Source organism: Pseudotabrizicola sp., assembly GCF_030656345.1.
In the GTDB taxonomy this organism is placed as follows: Bacteria; Pseudomonadota; Alphaproteobacteria; order Rhodobacterales; family Rhodobacteraceae; genus Pseudotabrizicola.
Map to the genome: position 1 here is coordinate 55643 of NZ_JAUSNR010000032.1, position 21427 is coordinate 77069.

Genomic DNA, 21427 nt, shown 5'->3' on the forward strand with positions numbered 1-21427 from the left:
ATAGCCTGTCCAGTTTAATTTACAACAATAGGCTTTCTGTTCAGAAATCCAGAGTTGATCCTTTCTCTTGCAGTCAAATAATGTCAGACTAAGTTTACACAATCGTGCGGAGGACCAACCCATTTCCATAGCCACCCTCAGCCTGTTCCGCTTTGACGGGGTTCTGCCCCGGCTCTGGGTGCTTGGCCAGATGGGCGCGGCGCGGCTGCGGCTGCGCGGGGAGCGACGGGCGGAGTTCTGGAAACTGTGCGGATCGGGCACCGGACAGGGGTTCACGCCCCGGCCCAACTGGGGCGTCTGGGCTATTCTGGCGACCTGGCCGGATGAGGTGACCGCGCGCGATGCGGTGGCGACCAGCCCGGTCTTTGCCCGCTGGCGCGCACGGGCGGCGGAAAGCTGGACGTTGTTTCTGGCCCCCACATCCTCACGCGGGGCGTGGGGCGGGGTGAACCCGTTCACAGCCACCAGCCAGGGCCAATCCGCCGGGCCGATCATCGCCCTGACCCGTGCCACCATCCGCCCTGCCCGCGCCCTGCGGTTCTGGAACCGGGTGCCTGATATCTCCGCCGTCATCGGGGCCGATCCCAATGTGATCTTCAAGATCGGCATCGGCGAGGTGCCCTTGCTGCATCAGGTCACCTTTTCGGTCTGGCCCGATGCCGCCAGCATGGCCAATTTTGCGCGCGGCAGCGGCCCGCATGGCCGCGCCATCGACGCTGTGCGCAGCGGCGACTGGTTTGCCGAGGAACTTTATGCCCGCTTTGCCCTGTCGGGCACGGTGGGCAGCTGGGAGGGCGGCGATCCGCTGGCCCGGTATGGAACACAGAAGGACGCCGCCTGATGCCCGCTGATACCGCCCCCAAAGCGACCGACCCGAAAATCCACGCCCTGCCCAAACGCGCCCCCGCGCACCAGCCGTTCCCGTTCTCGGCCATCGTGGGCCAGGAGGCGATGAAGCAGGCGATGGTGCTGACCGCCATCGACCCCGCCATCGGCGGCGTGCTGGTGTTCGGCGACAGGGGCACCGGCAAATCCACCGCCGTGCGCGCGCTGGCCGCTTTGCTGCCCGAGATTGACGCGGTGGAGGGGTGCCCCGTCAATTCCGCCCGCTCCGACCAGTGCCCCGACTGGGCGCAGGTCACTGCCACGCACATCATCCGCAAGCCGACGCCGGTGGTCGATCTGCCGCTGGGGGTGACCGAAGACCGCGTGGTCGGCGCGCTGGACATCGAACGTGCGCTCACGCGCGGGGAAAAGGCGTTTGAACCGGGGCTTCTGGCCCGCGCCAACCGGGGGTATCTGTATATTGACGAGGTCAACCTGCTGGAGGACCATATCGTTGACCTGCTGCTCGACGTGGCGCAATCGGGCGAGAACGTGGTGGAACGCGAGGGCCTGTCGATCCGCCACGCCGCGCGCTTTGTGCTGGTCGGATCGGGCAACCCCGAGGAGGGCGAGCTGCGCCCGCAGCTTCTGGACCGCTTTGGCCTGTCGGTTGAGGTAACCAGCCCGCGCGACGTGGAAACGCGGGTCGAGGTGATCCTGCGCCGTGATGCCTATGAGACGGGGTATGACAGCTTCATGCCCGGTTGGCAGGCGGCAGACGCGGCCTTGCGCGACCGTATTCTGGCCGCCCGCGCGGCGCTGCCGGGGCTGACGACGCCGAACATTGTGCTGCATGACTGTGCGGCGCTGTGCATCGCGCTTGGCTCTGACGGGTTGCGCGGCGAGCTGACCCTGCTGCGCGCCGCCCGCGCGCAGGCGGCGTTTGATGGCGATGGCACCGTGACCCGGCACCACCTGAAGGCCGTGGCCGCCATGGCCCTGTCGCACCGCCTGCGCCGTGACCCGCTGGATGAGGCGGGGTCGGGCGCGCGGGTGGCGCGCATGGTGGCCGAGGTGCTGCCGTAAGTCATGGACTGGGACCGCATCAATCTTGCGCTGCAGCTGCTGGCCATTGATCCGCAAGGCATCAAGGGCCTGTGGCTGCGCGCGCGCAGCGGGGCGGTGCGCGACCGGGTGACCGCGGCTTTGGATGCCCTGCCCTTGCCGCTGGTGCGGCTGCACCCCGGCATTGCCGATGATGCGCTTTATGGCGGGCTGGACCTGTCGGCCACGCTGGCCACGGGGCGCCCGGTGACCGCGCGCGGCGTGCTCAGCCAGCCCGCAGCACTTGTGCTGACCATGGCCGAACGGGTGCCGCCGGGTCTGTCGGCGCGGCTGGCCCATGCGCTGGACACGCCCCGCCATTGCCTGATCGCGCTGGATGAGGCGGCAGAGGATGGTGAGGGCCTGCCCGCGAGCCTGAGTGACCGGCTGGGCCTGTTTCTGGATCTGGACGGCATCGCATGGTCCGATACTTCTGATGTTGTGATGGATACCAACACCTTGGAACGCGCCCGCGCCCTGCTGGCGCAAGTCACCCTGCCCCCCGATGCCGCAAGTGCCCTGACGCGCGCGGCGGCCGAACTCGGCATCGGCTCGCTGCGCGCGCCTTTGCTGGCACTGGCCGCCGCGCGGGCGCTGGCGGCCCTGTCGGGCCGCACTGGCGTGGAAGACGCCGATCTGCGGCAAGCGGCAGAGCTGGTCTATGGCCACCGTGCCCTGCCCCTGCCCGAGGCCGCGCCGCCGGACGAGGCCGAGCCACCGCCGCCCGACCCCGGCGATGACGCACCGACTGAGTCTGAAAGCGAAAGCCAGTCCATCCCCGAAGACATGCTGATTGAGGCCGCCCGCGCCGCCCTGCCCGCCGATCTGCTGGCGCAACTGACCGCAGGCCGCGCCGCGCGGGCTGCCAAAGGGGCCAGCGGCACCGGGGCGAAACGTGGCGGCAACCGGCGGGGACGCCCGCTGCCCTCGCGCCCCGGCAGGCTGGGGTCCGGCGCGCGGATCGATCTGGTGGCGACCTTACGCGCGGCGGCCCCCTGGCAACCGCTGCGCCGAAAGGCTGCACAGTCGGGAACCACCCAATCGGATGCCGTGCTGCTGGTGCGCACCTCCGACATCCGCATCAAACGCTTCGTCGAGACCTCAGACCGGGTGCTGATCTTTGCCGTCGATGCCTCCGGCTCGTCCGCCTTTGCCCGGCTGGCCGAGGCCAAGGGCGCGGTGGAACTGCTGCTGGCCGCCGCCTATGCCAGACGCGACCATGTGGCGCTGGTGGCGTTTCGCGGCACGACCGCCGAGGTGATTCTGCCCCCCACCCGCAGCCTTGTGCAGACCAAACGCCGCCTTGCCGGCCTGCCTGGGGGGGGCGGCACGCCGCTGGCGGCGGGCATGCGGCTGGCATTGGCCACCGCCACACAGGCCCGCGCGCATGGGCTGACCCCGACGATTGCCCTTCTGACCGACGGGCGCGGGAATATCGCGCTTGATGGCAGCGCCAACCGGGTGCAGGCCGAGGAAGACGCGGCCCGGCTGGCCCGTGCGATCCGCGCCACCGGCCTGCCCGCGATTGTGATTGATACCGCCAACCGCCCACAACCCGGCCTTGCCGCGATGGCACGACTGATGGATGCCCCCTACCTCGCCCTGCCCCGCGCCGATGCGCGGCGGCTGTCGGGCGTGCTTGCCGCCGCCTTGGGGGACTAGATTGGACAGCGCCCGCCTGCCCGCCGACTGGCCCTACCGCACAGCGGCCCGCCACATCCGTGTGACCCCGCATGACTGGTGGGTGATCGACACCGGGCCGCGTGAGGGGCCGGTCGTTCTGCTGCTGCATGGCGCTGGCGGGTCGGGCCACAGCTTCCGCGCGCTGATCCCATATCTCTCAGACCGTTACCGCGTGATCGTGCCTGACCTGCCCGGCCAAGGCTGCACCCGCGCGGGCGGGATGCGGCGTCTGGGGCTGGATGCGATGGCCGAAGACCTGACCCGGCTGTGCCTGAGCGCAGGCTTTGCCCCGCAGGCAGTGATCGGCCATTCGGCGGGGGCGGCGATTGCGCTGCGCATGGCCGATGTGACCCCGATCAAGGCCATTGCCGGCATCAACGCCGCCCTTGGCACCTTTGACGGTGCCGCAGGGGTGATGTTCCCGCTGATGGCCCGCGCGCTGGCTGCCACACCCTTTGTCGGGGCGGCGGTGGCAAAGCTCTGGGGCAATCCGGCCAGCGTGGCTAGGCTGCTGACCGGCACCGGATCGCCGCTGGATGCGGCCGGTCAGGCGCAATACGTGACTCTGGTGCGCGATGCGGCCCATGTCGGCGGCACATTGGGGATGATGGCGCAATGGCGGCTGGACGGGCTGATGGCGCGGCTGCCGTCATTGCAGGAGCCAGTGCTGCTGATCGCATCCGACCGCGACAACGCGGTGCCGCCAAAGGTCTCACGCGACGCGGTGCAGCACATGCCGAATGCGGCATATGCAGAGATCAAGGGCTTTGGCCATCTGGTGCATGAAGAGGCGGCGGACCGGGTGGCAGAGGCGCTGTTGCCCTGGCTGGAAGGGCGGCTCTGATCCGGCATCGGGCGGAGGGGGGCACTGCCCCCCGCGCGTGCCGCGCCCCCCCGGAGTATTTGGGAAAGCTGCAAATAAAGGGGTTACAGTGGCGGTGCGGTCAGCGGCCAACGCCGACAGTGGCCCCAAAGATCCGCGCCATATGCTCGGTCATGTAGATCCTGAGCCAGGGCGTGAACTGTGCCGGGGCGCGCAGCACCTGCGCCGACAGGTCATAGAGATCGACCCAGCGGGTTTCCATCACCTCATCGGGGTTGGGCGTGACCACCAGATCCGGCCCGGCCTCGGCCACGAAAATATCCACCAGCTCGTGTTCGGTCAGGCCACTGCCCACATCGGCACGGTATTCCACCCGGTCGGCAAAGGCCGGACACACCCCGGTGATGCCGAGCTCTTCGCGCAAGCGGCGCACGGCGCAGGTGGCGGGGTCTTCCTCCCAGCGGGGATGCGTGCAGCAGGTGTTCGCCCACAGCCCCGGCGTATGGTATTTCGACAGCGCGCGGCGCTGGATCAGCACGCGACCGGCGTCGATCACGAACACCGACACCGCCTTGTGCCGCAGCCCGCGCTGATGCACCGCCAGCTTGCCCACGGGGGCAAGCGTGCCGTCGACCCAAGCCGGGATCAGCTCTTCCGTGCTTTCGTTCATGACCACTTCGGCGATACCAACCCCAACAGATGCGCCATGTTCTTGATCCCGATCTTGATGTGGGCCATGGGCCGTGCCTTCACCAGAGATTTGTTCATATAGGCCTCAAACGTCAGCTTTTGAACATCAATGTCATGGCACAGGCTGACAAACCGCTCACGCCGGTCGTCGCTGCGGTAATAGGCATCCTGCATGGACCGCAACACCCGGAACACCGTGCCATGTTCACGCATGAACATCTTGCGCGCCAGCCGCAGGTCTTTCGCGCGCCCCGACAACAGTGCCGCCTGCGCCGCCGTGGCGGCCACGCGGCCCCCGGCCATGGCGTAGAAAATCCCCTCACCCGAGGACGGTGCCACCACCCCCGCCGCATCGCCCGCCAGCACCACGTCGCGCCCATTGTCCCAACGGTCCAGCGGTCTGAGCGGAATCGGCGCGCCCTCTTTGCGGATGGTCTCGCAGCCCGTCAGCCCCGCCATCGCCCGCAAGGCCGCTGTGGCAACCTTTAGATCGACGCCGTCGACTTCTGTGCCCATGCCTACGCTTGCATGCTTGCCATGCGGAAAGACCCAGCCGTAGAAATCGGGGCTGATCTTGCCGTCATAGATCACATCGCAGCGTTTCGGGTCATAATCGGCATTGGCGGCAAAGCCGCCTTCGGGGGCCTTGATGATCTCGTGGTACGCAATGACATAAGGGATCTTGTCGCCCCCCGGCACCTCGGCTCGCGCCACGGCAGAGCGGGCACCATCGGCCCCGATCACCAGCTTGGTGCGGCTGCGCTTTTCCGCCCCCGACGCTTTGTCGCGCCAGATCACATGGGTGCCTGCGGTATCCCGCTCGATGCGCAGAAAGGTGCCGGTCAGCCGGTCGGCCCCGTTCATTGCGGCGCGGTCGCGCAGGAATTCGTCGAACGCCTCGCGGTCGACCATGCCGACATAACCGCCCTCGATATGAATATCGACCGCGCGGCCCGTGGGGCTGATCATGCGGGCGGTCTGGATCTTGGCCACCAGCATCGCATCGGGAATGTCGAAATCGCGGATCGCGCGGGGTGGGATCGCGCCACCGCAGGGCTTGATCCGCCCCGCCCGGTCCAGCATCGCCACCCGGTAGCCGGCGCGGGCCAGATCCTCGGCGGCGGTCGCCCCCGATGGTCCGCCGCCCACGACAAAAACATCATACTGCATGGTCATTCTCCCGGAATGGCAATGGCTTGAGGGCGCGGATCACGCCCCCCGCGTGCGCCGTCGATCACCCGCAGGGCGATCAGCGCGGCAACAAGAAACAAAACGGCCTCGGCCAGAAACACGAGGCCAAAGGCGGTGTTGGCGGGCAGCCACAGCCGGAACAGATCCACACTGGCAGCCCCCAGCAACCCACCGAACCCGGCCGCCACCGCCTGCGCCGCCCCCCACAACCCCATGCGGGTGCCTTCGCGTGCGCCGCGCCCCTGCCCGGCCAGCGCCATCATCGACCCGATGGCGGCGACCGCGAACATGCCGTTGAAAAAACCAAGCGTGATGACTGCGGGCACCAGCAGGCCAAGGCCCAACTGCCCCAGCCCGGCAATCACACACAGCGCCATGGCCGAACCGACACAGCCCGCCACAACCCACTGTCGCAGAGTGCCGATGCGCAACCCGGTGGCGGCAATGCCCACCGCCAGCATACCCAGAAACACTCCGCCATTCTGCGCGCCAGAAAGCTGCGTGCTCTGGCCGACATCAAAGCCGAAGACCATGCCAGCATAGGGTTCAAGGATCAGTTCCTGCATGAAATACGCGCTCATCGACAGGAACACGAACAGCGTGAAGGCGCGCGACTGTGGTTCGGCCCAGATCTGCGCCAGACCTTGCCGGAACGGGGCCGGATCGGCCTCACGCTCGGCAATCACCCGGCGTTCAATGCCCCAGACGGCAAGGAGGGTCAGGCCCACCGCGCCCAGCGTCACAATCCCCACAATCTCCAGCAGCAGCAGCGGGGTATAGGGGTTCAGGAAATGCCCCACCGTGCCGGCGGTTACTGCGATGCCGAAGATCATCATAAGCCAGGTGATCGTCGCTGCCGCTGCCCTGCGCCGGGGTTCGGTCGCCGTGGCCAGCAGCGCCAGAAGCGAGGTGCCGGAGGCCCCCACCCCGACGCCGATCAGCGCATAGGCCAGACCCGAAAGCACCAGCCCCGCAACCGGCTGGGCCGGAATGATCACGACCCCAAAGGCCGCCAGAAAGGCCCCCGCCGACAGCGCCGCCATGCCCAGAATGATGAACATCGTCCGGTTGCCGCGTGTGTCGGACCGGAAGCCCCAGTTGGGCCGGGTGATCTGGATGCCGTAATGCAAAGCTACCAGCAGCCCCGGCACCAGCGCGGGCAAGGCCAGTTCGACCACCATCAGCCGGTTCAGCGTGCTGGTGGTCAGCACCACCACCGCGCCAAGGCACATCTGCACAAGGCCGAGGCGGATGATCTGAAGCCAGCTGAGCTTCATCCCGCACCCCCCAGATTGCGCAGGGCAAAAGCCGCGATCATCATGCCCGAGACGTAGAACACGATCCCGGTGCCGTTATACCATGGCGCGTATGTCTTCGGGTCGCGGAACAGCCGCCGCATCGCGAGGATCTGTGCCAGCAAAAGCACGATCACCGCCATCGCATGATACGGCGCGCCCCAGATGAACAGAAGCGCGATCACCACGGCCTGCGCCATGGCCATCGTGGTGCAGGCGATCCGCGCCGCCACCTCTGGCCCCAGCACCACCGGCAAGGATCGCACGCCGTGCTGGCGGTCGCCTTCCAGCGCCTTGAAATCGTTCAGCGTCATGATGCCATGGGCACCCAGCGCATAGAGCAGGGCGATGATCACCACCTCAAACCGTGGTGCCGCCGCCAGCAACACCGCTGCCCCGGTAAACCATGGCAGCCCCTCATAGGACAGGCCCACCAGCCCCGGCCCCCACCAGCCCGAGCGTTTCAGCCGCACGGGTTCTGCCGAATAGGCCCAGGCCGCAATCACGCCGACCACCGTGGCCCCGAACCCCCAAGGGCCCAGCAGCCAGCCGATGGCAAGGCTCAGCACCGTCATCGCCAGCGCAATATACAGCCCCCAGCGCCCCGGTATCCGGCCCGAGGGGATCGGGCGCCCGGGTTCGTTCACCGCATCGACATGGCGGTCGCACCAGTCATTCGCCGCCTGCGACATGCCGCAGACCACCGGCCCGGCCAGCACCATGCCAAGGATGACAATTCCCCAGTTTCCCGACAGCGCCACGCCAGACGACACCGCACCGCACAGATAGGCCCAGACCGGCGGGAACCAGGTAATGGGCTTGATCAGCTCCAGCATGGCGCGGGGCTGCGGGGTGGTACGGGGATGGGGCGCGATACTGACAGTCATCTGTCAACTACACATTACAATTAAGAGTCGGGCAAGGGGTTGGATGGCAAATAGTGTAAATTAATACTGACAGATTCTGCGGTAGGGGCGACAATCAGCGGTCATGCGGCGCATGGGCTGCCAGCCCCGGGGGCGCTTCGCCCCCCGGACCCCCCGAGAGTATTTTTATCAAGATGAATGGGGAGCGGCAGCGCTTGTGCGGTCAGTCGCCGTCCTTGTTGATCAGCCCGTATTTGCGCAGCTTCACATAGAGCGATTGCCGCGACAGGCTGAGCATATCCGCCGCCGCAACGCGGTTGTTGCGGGTGAGTTCCAGCGCGGTTTCAATGCACATCTTCTCGATCACATCGGTGGTTTCGGCCACAATCTCCTTGAGCGTGGACGACCCCACCAGCTCCATCACATTGCGCATCCCCTCTTCATTTGGCACGCCCGAGGGGCGGCGCAGAGAGTCGGCACGGCTGACATCGCGCACCACCAGCGCAAGCACCGGGGTCGGGCGGTCGTTCAGCCAGCTGGCCGAGACCTCTACCGCTGTCTGCCCGGAAAAGTCGGTGGTCAGCCGGGTCGCATACAGGCGCAGCTGGCCGGTGCGTTTGACATTGTCCATCAGGACCCGCAGATCAACTGCGCCGCGCACCAGATAATCAGCCAGCGACCGGCCCCGCACCGAGGCGGTATTGGCGCTGTCGGTCAGATTCAGAAACGCCTCATTGGCGGAAACGATCACGCCTTCGGCGTCGGTGAAGACAATGCCATCGACACCGTCCTGATACAGCCGCACAAGATGGTCGGTCAGGTCATCGCCCTGCGGTGCGACCGAATCGGCCAGGTCGATCTGGCACATCAGCAAACGCTCACCCGCAGCGCGGAACATGGTGGGCGTCACCAGCACCCGCTTTTGCGAGCGGCGCGCCGACAGCTCGATCGGGCCAGAGCTTTCCGCGACGGCCAGATTGGCCATGCTTTCCAGGAACTCGCCGCGCCTGCGGCCTTCGAATTCCTGCGCGATGGCCGCGCCGATCATCTCGGCCCGGCTGCCGCCCAGCAGGCCTGCCGCTGCCGGGTTCAGATCGGTGATCCGCCCGGTCGACATCGACACGATGACAATCGGGTCACGCCCGACCTCCATCAGCACGCGGTAGCGGGTGTCCGCCTCGCGCTGCGCCTCATAGTCGCGTTCCAGCGCCAGTTGCGCCGAAATCAGCTGCTGCTGCACTTCGGCAATCGGGCGCAGATCGCGGCCGACCATCAGCACCGAATCATCCGACCCGATGCGGTGCAGGCTGTAGCGCACGGGAAATTCCCAGGCGGTCCGGTCGGCATGGTTCAGCTCGATCACCGGGGCCACGCGGCGGTTGCCCAGATCGGCCAGCCGCGCCTCCAGCTTGCGCCAGCTTTCGCCGGCCAGAATGCTTTGCAGGCTGGCCCCTTCCCAGTCGGCGACCCGCGCCTGAATGCCATGCGCAGGGTTGACCAGAACCGAGACCACCCTATGTGTGGGCGAGACAAGCAAGGCAAGGTCACCGGCAGAGGCTATGATCTCGCCCAACAGCTCAGGCGAAATCAGCGGCAGCTTTCCACTGTTCAAAAGGTGCCGTCCATCCGTTGTCACCAGACTATCCGTTCTTTTGCTGCGCCCGACGAAGCCGGGCCGCTTTACGTTATCACGGTCATTGCAGGTCGTCGACAGGTCAGACCCAGCACGTCTACCGCTTTTGACAGATCGTTCGTCACGATATCCACCTGTGAGACAACCGCAAAGTCTTCGCTCTGTTCCAGAATCGCCCCCCCCAAGGCGATGCGCAACCCGTTCGATGTTTCCTGCCTGAGCGTTTTCACCAAGCCGGAGCAGATTTCAAGCATTTCATGGCAGGCCACGGAAATCATTGCCCCGTCAAACCGCCGCTCGGCCAGAATTGCCGCAAGTTCCGCCGCAGTCGGCGCAAACCGCAGGCAGACTGAAATTCCCTTGCGCCGCAGCCAGCCCGCCACCACCAGCGCGCCCAGCGTATGCTGCTCGTTCCCCGGCACGATCAGCAGGACCGTGGCCGCGCCGGTGGCCCCGGTGGCATCTGCCGACCAGCCCTTGCCGACATCGCGCAGCAGCGCCTGCAGCCGCGCCGACCCGATGCTGACCTGCGAAAAGGTGGACCGATCATCCTCCCACTCCCGCCCCAGCCGGCGCGCCAGTTCGGGAATGTAGTGATCGGCCAGCTGTTCATTGCTGATCCGCAGCCGCCTGAAATCTGGCCGCAGCCGGTCCAGCGCGCGCGGGTCGGGCGACCGGGCCGCCGCCAGCATCGCCGCCAGCACCGGCTCTTTCAACGCGGCGCGGGGGGTACCGTCACCCGCCGCCACCCGTGCCATCACATCCGCCGCAAATTGCGAAAAACCCAGCCCGCTCACCCCGCGCAACCCATCCACTGAAAAATTGCCATCCTGCATGCCGGACTCCGAGACCATTTTGCCGGTCGCGCGTCAACAGCAGAACTGCAAATACAGTCCGGGCCGGGAGGCGGCGGTGGACGGACTCTCCCAAAAGGCAGGTGAGTTGTCAAATCAAATTGACACTTTTCAGGTGCAGATTTTCGGGAGAGTCCCCGCCCACCCCCGATTAATCGCGTTATTACAGAATGATACCCTGAAAAACTGTCATCTTCCGCTTTCGGACCCGCCTGACAGGCCGTGCATCAATTGTGTAAGTTTATGTTGACACATTCTTCCCCAAGTCTAACCTGTAAGCAGCACAAGACCAAGGGAGGGGCCGCGGCACATGCAGTCAAAGCCAGCACAGACACCGCGCAAGCGACTCTACACCCCGGCAGAGCGGGCGCGCCGCGATGCGACGAAATGGACGCTGGTGCAGGGCATCCTTGCGCCGCTCCAGTTCCTCGCCTTCGGCCTGTCGCTGGTGCTGGTGCTGCGCTTTGTCTGGACCGGCGACGGCTATACCGCTGCAACCGTGTCGATCCTGATCAAGACCGCGTTTCTTTATGTGATCATGGTTACGGGGGCTGTCTGGGAAAAGGTGGTGTTTGGCCAGTATCTGTTTGCCCCGGCGTTCTTTTGGGAAGATGTGATCAGCTTTGTCGTCATCGCCCTGCACACATTTTATCTCTACGGGTTGATCACCGGCGCGCTGGACCCTGCCGCGCAAATGACCGTGGCCCTTGCCGCATATGCGGCCTACGTGCTCAACGCCGGGCAATTCCTGTGGAAACTGCGGATGGCGCGGCGTGATGCCGAATCCACCCCGATGACAGGGGTGGCGGCATGAGCTTTGATTCCCCCGTTCAGGCCCCGAACCGCGGCTGCCGCGACACCCCCGTCCTCAAGGAACGCGGCCAGCGTGAGGTGTTCTGCGGGCTGACCGGAATCATCTGGCTGCACCGCAAGATGCAGGATGCGTTCTTTCTGGTGGTCGGATCGCGCACCTGCGCGCATCTGCTGCAATCGGCGGCTGGCGTGATGATCTTTGCCGAACCGCGCTTCGGCACCGCGATTCTGGAGGAAAAAGACCTCGCCGGTCTGGCAGATGCCAATACAGAACTTGACCGTGAGGTCGCCCGCCTGCTGACCCGCCGCCCCGACATCAAGCAACTATTCCTGGTCGGCTCCTGCCCGTCAGAGGTGATCAAGCTGGATCTGGCCCGCGCCGCCGAACGGCTCTCGGGCCTGCACGCGCCGCATGTGCGGGTCTACAATTACTCCGGCTCCGGGATCGAGACGACCTTTACCCAAGGCGAGGATGCCTGCCTCGCCGCAATGGTGCCGACACTTGCCGCCACCAATGCGCGCGAGCTGCTGGTGGTCGGGGCGCTGCCCGATGTGGTCGAAGACCAGTGCCTGTCCCTGCTGGCGCAGCTGGGCATCGGCCCGGTGCGGATGCTGCCTGCGCGGCGCGCCACCGATCTGCCCGCCGTCGGGCCTGAAACCGTGTTTGCGCTGGTGCAGCCCTTCCTCGGCGATACCCATGCCGCGCTGATCCGGCGCGGGGCCACCCACCTGCCCGCCGCCTTCCCCTTTGGCGAAGAGGGCACCACGCTCTGGCTCTGGGCCATCGCCCGGGAATTCGGCGTGCCGCGCGCGCATTTCGACGCGGTCACCGCCGCCCCCCGCGCCCGTGCGGCCAAGGCCATCGCCGCCCATGCCGAAACGCTGAACGGCAAATCGGTGTTCTTCTTTCCCGACAGCCAGCTCGAAATCCCCCTCGCGCGCTTTCTCGCCCGCGAATGCGGCATGACCCCGCTGGAGATTGGCACCCCCTTCCTGCACGCCGCCATCACCGGCCCCGACCTTGACCTGCTGCCCGAAGGCCCGGTCATCTCGGAAGGTCAGGATGTGGACCGTCAACTCGACCGCCAGCACGCCGCAGCACCTGACCTCACCGTCTGCGGCTTGGGCCTCGCCAATCCGCTGGAGGCGAAGGGCCACACCACCAAATGGGCGATCGAGCTGGTCTTTACCCCGGTGCATTTCTACGAACAGGCTGGCGACCTCGCCGCCCTGTTCAGCCGCCCCCTGCGCCGCAAGGCCATGCTCTCTCCTCCCCTCATCTGTTCACAAATATCCCGGGGTCCGGGGCAGAGCCCCGGGGGCCAGCCATGAAGCTCACCCTCTGGACATATGAAGGCCCACCGCACGTCGGTGCGATGCGTGTGGCCACCGGGATGACCGGGCTGCATTACGTGCTGCATGCCCCGCAGGGCGACACTTACGCTGACCTTTTATTCACCATGATCGAACGGCGCAATCACCGCCCGCCAGTCACCTACACCACGTTTCAGGCCCGCGATCTGGGGGCCGATACCGCCAACCTGTTCAAGGATGCCGCGCGCGACGCTTATGCCCGCTTCAAGCCACAGGCGATGATCGTGGGGGCGTCGTGCACCGCCGAGTTGATCCAGGACGATCCGGGCGGTCTGGCGGGGGCGCTCGACCTGCCCTGCCCGGTCATTCCGCTGGATCTGCCCAGCTATCAGCGCAAGGAAAACTTCGGCGCGGATGAGACGTTTCATCAGCTGTGCCGCGCGCTGGCACGCCCGATGCCGCGCACGCAAACCATCACCTGCAACATCCTCGGGGCAACCGCGCTTGGCTTTCGCCACCGTGATGATGTGGCTGAAGTCACCAAGCTCTTGGGCCTGATGGGCATCACCGTCAATGTCGCGGCCCCGCTGGGATCGACCCCCGCCGACATCGCCCGCATGGGTCAGGCGCATTTCAACGTGCTGCTGTATCCCGAAACCGGCGAAGGGGCCGCCCGCTGGCTGGAACGCACCTGCGACCAGCCCTATACCAAGGTGGTCCCCTTGGGCGTCGGGGCCACCCGCGATTTCCTGCATGAAGTGGCAGCCCTCACCGGCCTGTCGCCACAGGTTGACGAATCCGCCCTGCGCCTGCCGTGGTGGTCGGCAAGCGTGGACAGCACGTATCTCACCGGCAAGCGCGTGTTCATCTTCGGCGATGCCACCCATGTCATCGCCGCCGCCCGCATCGCCGCCACCGAGATCGGGTTCGAGGTGGTCGGCATGGGCTGCTACAACCGCGAATTCGCGCGCCCCATGCGCGCCGCCGCCAAGGCCTATGGGCTGGAGGCTTTGATCACCGATGATTATCTGGAGGTCGAGGACGCCATCGCCGCCGCCGCCCCCGAGCTGATCCTCGGCACCCAGCAGGAACGCCATATCGGCAAACGCCTCGGTATTCCCTGCGCCGTAATCTCCAGCCCGGTGCATGTGCAGGACTTCCCCGCGCGCTACTCGCCCCAGATGGGGTTTGAGGGCGCGAATGTGATCTTTGATACCTGGATACACCCGCTGGTGATGGGGCTGGAAGAACACCTGCTGACCATGTTCCGCGAGGATTTCGAGTTCCACTCCGATGCCGGCCCAAGCCACCACGGGGCCAAGGCCGATCTGCGTGACGGGTCTGAACCGGAGGTCTTCGCTGAGCCCGCAGGTGCCTCCGGCGGGAGTATTTTGGTCAAGATGAATGCGGGAGGTGAGGCAGGTGCCCCGGTCTGGCTGGCTGCGGCCGAGCGCGAGCTGAAGAAGATCCCGTTCTTTGTGCGCGGCAAGGCCCGGCGCAACACCGAGGCTTACGCGGCTGAGCAGGGCGTGGCCGAGATTTCCGTTGAAACCCTGTATGAGGCAAAGGCCCATTATGCGCGATGACCGCTACACATCGCCGGTTATGACTGCGCCCACGGGCGACGGGGTTTACCGTTTCGTGATCGTCACGCTGGATGCCCATGCGGCAGGCCCGGCAGCACGCATCGCGCCACGGCTGGCACATGACTTTCCGGGGATCGAGGTTTCGGTTCATGCCGCCGCCGAATGGGCGGAAAATCCGGCCGCACTGGCGGCGGCCAAGGCGGCGGTGAACAGCGCGAATTTCGTCGTGGCGAACCTTTTGTTCATCGAAGAGCATATCACCGCCATCCTGCCCGAGCTGCAGGCCGCACGCGCGCGGTGCGATGCCTTTGTCGGGGTGATTGCCGACCCTGCGGTCGTAAAGCTGACCAAGATGGGCGATCTGGACATGAGCGTCGAGGCATCCGGCCCGATGGCGTTGCTGAAGAAATTGCGCGGGACCAAGGCACCTTCTGCCGGGTCGGGCGAAAAGCAGATGGCGATGCTGCGGCGGTTGCCGAAGATCCTGAAGTACTTCCCCGGCAAGGCGCAGGATCTGCGCGCCTGGTTCCTGTCGATGCAATACTGGCTGGGCGGGTCGGATGACAACCTTGAGGCGATGGTGCGCTTTCTGGTCAGCCGCTATTCCGGCAAGCGGGACTGGGCGCGGATCAAGGCCGCGGCCCCGATCGATTATGCCGATGTGGGGCTGTATCACCCCAGCCTTGCCACCCGCATCACCACCGATGCAAGCGTGATGCCCCGCCCCGAAGGCGCTGTGGCCACCGTCGGCATGCTGATGCTGCGCAGCTATATCCTTGCAGGCGATACCGCGCATTATGATGCGGTGATCGCGGCGTTTGAGGCCAAGGGCATCGCCGTGCTGCCCGCCTTTGCCGGCGGGCTTGATGGCCGCCCGGCGATGGAGGCGTTTTTCAGGGGTGCAGCGGGCGCAAAGATCGATGCGCTGGTCTCGCTTACCGGGTTCAGCCTTGTCGGCGGTCCGGCCTATAACGACAGCCCGGCGGCGGTTGCAGCGTTGCAGGCGCTGGATGTTCCTTATATCGCCGCGCACCCGCTGGAATTCCAGACGCTTGGCCAATGGGGTGCCAGCGGTGGCGGGCTTGGCCCGGTGGAAACCACCATGCTGATCGCCCTGCCCGAGATTGATGGCGCCACCAACCCGACCGTGTTTGCCGGGCGCCATGATGCGGCTGGCTGCACCGGCTGCGCGCAGAACTGCCAGCCGCAAAGCGCCGAGGCGCTGACCACCCGCGCCATGGCCCCTTGTTTTGAGCGCATCACCGCATTGGCCGACAAGGTGGCGCGTCTGGCCCATTTGCGCCGGTCGGATGTGGCGAACCGCAAGGTCGCCATTGTGCTGTATGGCTTTCCACCCAATGCCGGGGCCGCGGGCACCGCCGCCTATCTGTCGGTGTTCGAATCACTGCACAACATGCTGCACGCGATGCAGGCCGCGGGGTACCGTGTCGACCCGCCCGCATCCGTGGATGATCTGCGCGAGGCTGTGCTGGGCGGTTCGGCCCGGATGTATGGCCAGCCCGCCAATGTGGCGGCCATCGTTCCGGCCGCCGAAGTGGTCGCCAAAACCCGCTGGCTGCGCGATGTCGAATCCGCCTGGGGGCCCGCGCCGGGCCGCATCCAGACCGACGGGTGCGGTGTGTTCGTGCTGGGGCGCGAGATGGGGAATGTCTTCGTGGGCCTGCAGCCGGTGTTCGGCTATGAGGGCGACCCGATGCGGCTGCTGTTCGAGAAGGGCTTTGCGCCCACCCATGCCTTCACCACCTTTTACCGCTGGATGCGCGAAGATTTCCGCGCCGATGTGCTGCTGCATTTCGGCATGCATGGCGCGCTGGAGTTCATGCCGGGCAAACAGGCGGGCATGTCGGAAACCTGCTGGCCCGACCGGCTGATCGGCAACCTGCCCAATATCTACCTGTATGCCGCCAACAACCCGTCCGAGGCGACACTTGCCAAGCGTCGGTCCAACGCGATCACCGTCACCCATCTGACGCCACCTTTGGCGCAATCGGGGCTGTATAAGGGGCTGGCCGATGTGAAGGACACGCTGACCCGCCTGCGTGCCCTGCCACAGGATGCAGCGGAGCGGTCCGAACTGACCGATCTTTTGCGGGTGCAGGCAGCCGCTGTCGATCTGGACGCCAGCGACATTGATACGCTGTGGATCAAGCTGCTGGAAACCGAAGGCGCGCTGATCACCGATGGCTTCCACGTGCTGGGCCGGAAGATGAGCGATGCGAACCGCGCCGCCATGCTCGACCTGATGCCGGCCACTGCCGACAAGGTGGAAGCCGAGCGCCTGCTGTGCGAGGAGCACGAGATCCCCGCCCTGCTGCGCGCGCTGTCTGGCCGCTTCATCAGCCCGGTGCCGGGGGGTGACTTGATCCGCGCGCCCGAGATCCTGCCCACGGGCCGCAACATCCATGCCTTCGACCCGTTCCGCATGCCGACCGCCTTCGCCATGCAGGATGGGGCGGCACAGGCCGAACGGCTGCTGGCCGCCGCCGACCGCCTGCCACGCACTGTGGCGCTGGTGCTTTGGGGGTCTGACAACATCAAGTCCGATGGCGGGCCGATTGCGCAGGCGCTGGCCCTGATGGGCGCGCGGCCGCGCTTTGACCATTATGGCCGGCTGTGCGGGGCCGACCTGATCCCGCTGGCCGAGCTGGGCCGCCCGCGCATCGATGTGGTCATGACGCTGTCGGGCATCTTCCGCGACCTGCTGCCGTTGCAGACCCGGATGCTGGCCGAAGCGGCGTGGAAGGCCGCCACCGCCGATGAACCGGTATCGCAGAACTTTGTCCGCGCCCATGCGCTGACCTATGCAGCCGAGATGGGCGTCGAGATGGACGTGGCGGCGCTGCGGGTGTTTTCGAACGCCGAGGGTGCCTACGGGTCGAACGTCAACGTACTGGTCGGATCGTCGGCTTTCGGGGCCGAGGACGAGCTGGCCGATGCCTACGAGTCGCGCAAATCCTTTGCCTATGGCCGCTCTGGCAAGCCGGTGCAGAACGGCGCGCTGCTGCAAAAGGCGCTGAAAGATGTGGATCTGGCCTACCAGAACCTGGAATCGGTCGAGCTGGGCGTCACCACGGTGGACCATTACTTCGACACGCTGGGCGGCATTGCCCGCGCGGTGAAGCGCGCCCGTGGCGGACAGGAAACCCCGGTGTTCATCGGCGACCAGACCCGTGGCGCGGGTACGGTGCGCACGCTCAAAGACCAGATCGCGCTGGAAACCCGCGCGCGCAGCCTGAACCCAAAGTTCTACGAGGGATTGCTCAAGCACGGCGCCGAAGGCGTGCGCCAGATTGAGGCGCAGGTGTCCAACACCTTCGGCTGGTCGGCCACCACCGGGCACGTTGACCCTTGGGTCTATCAGCGCCTGTCGGAAACCTTTGTTCTGGACGAGGTGATGCGCAAGCGGCTGGCGGGGCTGAACCCCGAAGCCAGCAACAAGATGGCGCAGCGCCTGCTGGAAGCGTCGGACCGCAATTACTGGCAACCCGATGCCGAAACGCTGGCCGCCCTGCAGCGCGCAGCGGACGAGATGGAAGACCGGCTGGAAGGGATCGCGGCAGAATGACACCGCTGTTTCCAGACTTCGCCTTCGGACCGGGGCTCTGCCCCCAGCTCATTGGTTTCTCGAACCAATGGCAAAACCAACGAGCTACCCGGGATATTTATGAACAGATGATAGGGGCGCGCCCGCCTCTGGAAAGGAGGGCACAATGAGCCCGCGTGATGAGATACCAAACCTGAGAGGCCTTGACGGCGACGGGTCGGTGCAGGTGCATCAGGACAGCGATGTGAAGATCGAGGGGGCCAAGGTGTTCTCGGTCTATGGCAAGGGCGGGATCGGCAAATCGACCACCAGCTCGAACCTGTCGGCCGCGTTTTCCATGATGGGCAAGCGGGTGCTGCAGATCGGCTGCGACCCCAAGCATGACAGCACCTTTACCCTGACCGGCCGGCTGCAATCGACGGTGATCGACATTCTGAAGGAGGTGGATTTCCACGCCGAAGAATTGCGGCCCGAAGATTACGTCGCCATCGGGTTCAACGGCGTGAAATGTGTGGAGGCGGGCGGGCCGCCCGCTGGCACCGGCTGCGGCGGCTATGTCGTGGGGCAGACGGTGAAGCTTCTGAAGCAGCATCACCTGCTGGAAGACACCGATGTGGTGATCTTCGACGTGCTGGGCGATGTGGTGTGTGGTGGGTTTGCAGCGCCTTTGCAGCATGCCGACCGTGCGGTGATCATCACCGCCAATGACTTCGACAGCATCTATGCAATGAACCGCATCATCGCCGCCGTGCAAGCAAAATCCAGCAATTACAAGGTGCAGCTGGCCGGTTGCGTCGCGAACCGCTCACGCGAGACCGATGAGGTCGACCGCTACTGCGCCCGCGTGGGCTTCAACCGCTTGGCGCATATGCCTGACATCGACGCCATCCGCCGGTCGCGCCTGAAGAAAAAGACCCTGTTCGAGATGGATGATGCCGAAGACGTGGTGATGGCGCGGGCCGAGTACATGCGGCTGGCCGATACGCTGTGGCGGTCGGTGCAGGGCAAGGGATCAACCCCCGACCCGCTGCCTGACCGCGAGATTTTTGAATTGCTGGGATTCGATTGAGAATGACCGACTATTCCACCACCCGTGCCAGGGTCGAACACTATTTCGACCGCAGCGCCACCAAAGTGTGGGAGCGCCTGTGCTCTGACGCGCCGGTCAGCCGGATCCGGCAGACCGTGCGGGCGGGCCGTGATGCGATGCGCGCGACCATGCTGGCGCAGTTGCCCGCCGATCTGACGGGTGCGCGCATTCTGGACGCGGGCTGCGGCACCGGGCTGATGACGGCAGAGCTGGCGGCGCGCGGGGCGCAGGTGGTGGCGGTGGATATCTCGCCGCAGCTGATCGCCATTGCGCGCGACCGGCTGGAGCCGCGCTTTGCCGGGCAAGTGACGTTTGCAGCGGGGGATATGACGGATGAGGCGCATGGGCGCTTTGACCATGTGATCGCGATGGACAGCCTGATCTATTATTCCGGCCCCGATATCGCCCAGATCCTGCACCGGCTGGCGCAGCGCACGCGGGGCGCGATCGTGTTCACCGTGGCCCCGCGCACGCCGTTCCTGATGACCTTCTTTACGCTCGGCAAGCTGTTCCCGCGCGCCGACCGCTCGCCCACGATGATCCCGCATGCGTTTGATACGCTTGCGCAATCCACCGGGCCGGGGCTGGCGCGTGTGGGGCGGATCAGCCGCGGCTTCTACATCTCGGACTGTCTGGAGTACCGGCCATGATCCTGCGCAAGAAGGACATCGCGAAACTTGGGTCCGGCTGGATGCCCTTTGCCGATGCGGCCTCCGAAGGCCTGCCGATGGGGCAACTGCTGCGGCTGAGCCTGTTCCAGATCTCGGTCGGCATGGCGACGGTGCTGCTGCTGGGCACGCTGAACCGGGTGATGATTGTCGAGCTGTCGATCCCCGCCATGCTGGTCGCGCTGATGATCGCCATTCCGGTGCTGGTCGCCCCGTTCCGGGCGTTCCTGGGTCACCGCAGCGACACCCACCGATCGGCCATCGGCTGGAAGCGGGTGCCTTACCTGTGGTTCGGCAGCCTGTGGCAGATGGGTGGTCTGGCGGTGATGCCATTCGCGCTGATCGTGCTGTCGGGCGACCAGTACCTTGGCCCGCCTTGGGCCGGAGAGGTGCTGGCGGCACTCGCGTTTCTGATGACCGGCGTCGGCATGCACATGACCCAGACCGCCGGTCTGGCCCTTGCCGCCGACCGCGCGAGCGATGAGACGCGACCGCGCGTGGTGGCGCTTTTGTACATCATGTTCCTTGTCGGCATGGGGGTGTCGGCGGTGATCGTCGGCTACCTGCTGCGCGACTATGATCCGATCACGCTGGTGCGGGTGGTGCAGGGCTGTGGGGCTGCCACGCTGGTCCTGAACATCATCGCCCTGTGGAAACAGGAAAAGGTCAGCCCGATGACCAAGGCCGAGCGCGAAGAACCCCGTCCGCAGTTCCGCGACGCATGGCGAGATCTGATGGCGGGCGGCACCGCCGGTCGGCTGCTGGCGGTGGTGATGCTGGGCACATTGGCGTTCCAGATGCAGGATGTGCTGCTGGAACCCTACGGCGGCGAGATCCTTGGCCTGTCGGTCGGGGCCACCACGCTCTTGACCGCCGCTTGGGCGGCAGGCGCGCTGATCGGGTTCGTGATCGCGGCCCGCTGGCTGACGCGCGGGCTGGACCCGTACCGGATGGCCGCGCGCGGCATTCTGGCCGGGGTGGCCGCGTTTTCCTGCATCATCTTTGCGGCCCCGCTGGACAGCACCCTGATCTTCTACACCGGCGCCTTCGGCATCGGCTTTGGCGGCGGGTTGTTCGGCATTTCTACCCTCACCGCCGCCATGACCATGCCCGCCCGCGGGCTGGCGGGCGCGGGCATCGCCCTTGGCGCATGGGGGGCGGCGCAGGCCACGGCAGCGGGCCTTGCGATCCTGATCGGCGGCACCTTGCGTGATGTGGTCAGCCATCTGGCCACCAGCGGCAGACTGGGCGCGCTCACCGACCCCAGCATCGGCTATTCCGCCGTCTACCACCTTGAAATCGGACTGCTTTTTGCGACCCTTGTCGTGCTTGGGCCTTTGGTCAAGCTCGGCATCCTGACCTCACCGAAACCGGATGCCGATGCGGGCAAGCTTGCCCTCGCCGACTTCCCCACCTGACAACGCGGA

Annotated in this window: 17 protein-coding genes; 11 read left to right on the top strand and 6 right to left on the bottom strand. The window is 65.9% G+C overall.

Annotated elements, in window-relative coordinates; all coding sequences use genetic code 11:
* Window positions 1-67: 67 nt before the first annotated feature.
* The 4 genes from crtA to bchO are packed head-to-tail and all read left to right on the top strand — an operon-like array spanning window position 68 to window position 4456.
* On the top strand, window positions 68-841 hold the full coding sequence (crtA, locus tag Q7J44_RS18160; protein WP_304882333.1) for a spheroidene monooxygenase: 774 nt from the start codon (window positions 68-70) through the stop codon (window positions 839-841).
* Window positions 841-1911 (top strand): magnesium chelatase ATPase subunit I, encoded by a 1071-nt coding sequence (gene bchI / locus Q7J44_RS18165; RefSeq protein WP_304882335.1) that lies wholly within the window; start codon window positions 841-843, stop codon window positions 1909-1911. Before crtA ends, bchI begins: the two co-directional genes overlap by 1 nt.
* Before the next feature lie 3 nt (window positions 1912-1914).
* Complete coding sequence (locus tag Q7J44_RS18170) at window positions 1915-3591, top strand: magnesium chelatase subunit D (RefSeq protein ID WP_304882336.1); 1677 nt, start codon at window positions 1915-1917, stop codon at window positions 3589-3591.
* A gap of 1 nt (window position 3592) precedes the next feature.
* Window positions 3593-4456: an alpha/beta fold hydrolase BchO gene (gene bchO / locus Q7J44_RS18175; protein ID WP_304882338.1), complete on the top strand. Its 864-nt coding sequence runs from the start codon at window positions 3593-3595 to the stop codon at window positions 4454-4456.
* Between the two features lie 100 nt (window positions 4457-4556).
* On the opposite strand, the gene idi is transcribed toward bchO, so the two are convergent.
* From idi to Q7J44_RS18205, 6 genes are all read right to left on the bottom strand, one after another.
* Entirely contained in the window at window positions 4557-5105 is a 549-nt protein-coding gene (gene idi, locus Q7J44_RS18180; protein WP_304882340.1) for an isopentenyl-diphosphate Delta-isomerase, read from the bottom strand.
* Window positions 5102-6295: a geranylgeranyl diphosphate reductase gene (locus Q7J44_RS18185; RefSeq protein ID WP_304882341.1), complete on the bottom strand. Its 1194-nt coding sequence runs from the start codon at window positions 6293-6295 to the stop codon at window positions 5102-5104. Before Q7J44_RS18185 ends, idi begins: the two co-directional genes overlap by 4 nt.
* 2 nt (window positions 6296-6297) lie before the next feature.
* Window positions 6298-7593, bottom strand: a complete 1296-nt coding sequence (locus tag Q7J44_RS18190; RefSeq protein ID WP_304882343.1) for a BCD family MFS transporter — start codon at window positions 7591-7593, stop codon at window positions 6298-6300.
* Window positions 7590-8498, bottom strand: coding sequence for a chlorophyll synthase ChlG (gene chlG / locus Q7J44_RS18195; RefSeq protein ID WP_304882345.1), 909 nt, complete (start codon window positions 8496-8498; stop codon window positions 7590-7592). The genes Q7J44_RS18190 and chlG overlap by 4 nt, the downstream gene beginning before the upstream one ends.
* A 202-nt stretch (window positions 8499-8700) precedes the next feature.
* Window positions 8701-10089: a transcriptional regulator PpsR gene (gene ppsR / locus Q7J44_RS18200; RefSeq protein WP_304882346.1), complete on the bottom strand. Its 1389-nt coding sequence runs from the start codon at window positions 10087-10089 to the stop codon at window positions 8701-8703.
* Window positions 10090-10157: 68 nt separating this feature from the next.
* Window positions 10158-10946 (bottom strand): cobalamin-dependent protein, encoded by a 789-nt coding sequence (locus tag Q7J44_RS18205; RefSeq protein ID WP_304882348.1) that lies wholly within the window; start codon window positions 10944-10946, stop codon window positions 10158-10160.
* A gap of 328 nt (window positions 10947-11274) precedes the next feature.
* Here Q7J44_RS18205 and bchF point away from each other — a divergent pair, with 328 nt between their 5' ends.
* The 7 genes from bchF (at window position 11275) to Q7J44_RS18240 (ending at window position 21418) form a co-directional block, all read left to right on the top strand.
* Window positions 11275-11778, top strand: a complete 504-nt coding sequence (bchF, locus tag Q7J44_RS18210; protein ID WP_304882350.1) for a 2-vinyl bacteriochlorophyllide hydratase — start codon at window positions 11275-11277, stop codon at window positions 11776-11778.
* A complete protein-coding gene (locus tag Q7J44_RS18215) occupies window positions 11775-13109 on the top strand; it encodes a ferredoxin:protochlorophyllide reductase (ATP-dependent) subunit N (protein WP_304882352.1) in 1335 nt (444 codons plus the stop codon). The genes bchF and Q7J44_RS18215 overlap by 4 nt, the downstream gene beginning before the upstream one ends.
* A complete protein-coding gene (gene bchB, locus Q7J44_RS18220) occupies window positions 13106-14677 on the top strand; it encodes a ferredoxin:protochlorophyllide reductase (ATP-dependent) subunit B (protein ID WP_304882354.1) in 1572 nt (523 codons plus the stop codon). The genes Q7J44_RS18215 and bchB overlap by 4 nt, the downstream gene beginning before the upstream one ends.
* 19 nt (window positions 14678-14696) lie before the next feature.
* On the top strand, window positions 14697-18263 hold the full coding sequence (locus Q7J44_RS18225) for a magnesium chelatase subunit H (protein ID WP_304882356.1): 3567 nt from the start codon (window positions 14697-14699) through the stop codon (window positions 18261-18263).
* Window positions 18264-18408: 145 nt separating this feature from the next.
* On the top strand, window positions 18409-19311 hold the full coding sequence (gene bchL, locus Q7J44_RS18230) for a ferredoxin:protochlorophyllide reductase (ATP-dependent) iron-sulfur ATP-binding protein (RefSeq protein WP_304882358.1): 903 nt from the start codon (window positions 18409-18411) through the stop codon (window positions 19309-19311).
* A gap of 2 nt (window positions 19312-19313) precedes the next feature.
* Window positions 19314-19982, top strand: coding sequence for a magnesium protoporphyrin IX methyltransferase (gene bchM / locus Q7J44_RS18235; protein ID WP_304882360.1), 669 nt, complete (start codon window positions 19314-19316; stop codon window positions 19980-19982).
* The gene (locus Q7J44_RS18240) at window positions 19979-21418 is read left to right on the top strand and encodes a PucC family protein (RefSeq protein WP_304882361.1); all 1440 of its coding nucleotides are present in this window, start codon (window positions 19979-19981) and stop codon (window positions 21416-21418) included. Before bchM ends, Q7J44_RS18240 begins: the two co-directional genes overlap by 4 nt.
* Window positions 21419-21427: the final 9 nt, after the last annotated feature.

Bases quoted from the DNA above. Each gene is read 5' to 3' on its own strand.
- bchI (WP_304882335.1), top strand. From the start codon at position 841: ATGCCCGCTGATACCGCCCCCAAAGCGACCGACCCGAAAATCCACGCC.
- Q7J44_RS18170 (WP_304882336.1), top strand. From the start codon at position 1,915: ATGGACTGGGACCGCATCAATCTTGCGCTGCAGCTGCTGGCCATTGAT.
- idi (WP_304882340.1), bottom strand. From the start codon at position 5,105: ATGAACGAAAGCACGGAAGAGCTGATCCCGGCTTGGGTCGACGGCACG.
- Q7J44_RS18185 (WP_304882341.1), bottom strand. From the start codon at position 6,295: ATGCAGTATGATGTTTTTGTCGTGGGCGGCGGACCATCGGGGGCGACC.
- Q7J44_RS18190 (WP_304882343.1), bottom strand. From the start codon at position 7,593: ATGAAGCTCAGCTGGCTTCAGATCATCCGCCTCGGCCTTGTGCAGATG.
- chlG (WP_304882345.1), bottom strand. From the start codon at position 8,498: ATGACTGTCAGTATCGCGCCCCATCCCCGTACCACCCCGCAGCCCCGC.
- Q7J44_RS18205 (WP_304882348.1), bottom strand. From the start codon at position 10,946: ATGCAGGATGGCAATTTTTCAGTGGATGGGTTGCGCGGGGTGAGCGGG.
- bchF (WP_304882350.1), top strand. From the start codon at position 11,275: ATGCAGTCAAAGCCAGCACAGACACCGCGCAAGCGACTCTACACCCCG.
- Q7J44_RS18215 (WP_304882352.1), top strand. From the start codon at position 11,775: ATGAGCTTTGATTCCCCCGTTCAGGCCCCGAACCGCGGCTGCCGCGAC.
- bchB (WP_304882354.1), top strand. From the start codon at position 13,106: ATGAAGCTCACCCTCTGGACATATGAAGGCCCACCGCACGTCGGTGCG.
- Q7J44_RS18225 (WP_304882356.1), top strand. From the start codon at position 14,697: ATGACTGCGCCCACGGGCGACGGGGTTTACCGTTTCGTGATCGTCACG.
- bchL (WP_304882358.1), top strand. From the start codon at position 18,409: ATGAGCCCGCGTGATGAGATACCAAACCTGAGAGGCCTTGACGGCGAC.
- bchM (WP_304882360.1), top strand. From the start codon at position 19,314: ATGACCGACTATTCCACCACCCGTGCCAGGGTCGAACACTATTTCGAC.
- Q7J44_RS18240 (WP_304882361.1), top strand. From the start codon at position 19,979: ATGATCCTGCGCAAGAAGGACATCGCGAAACTTGGGTCCGGCTGGATG.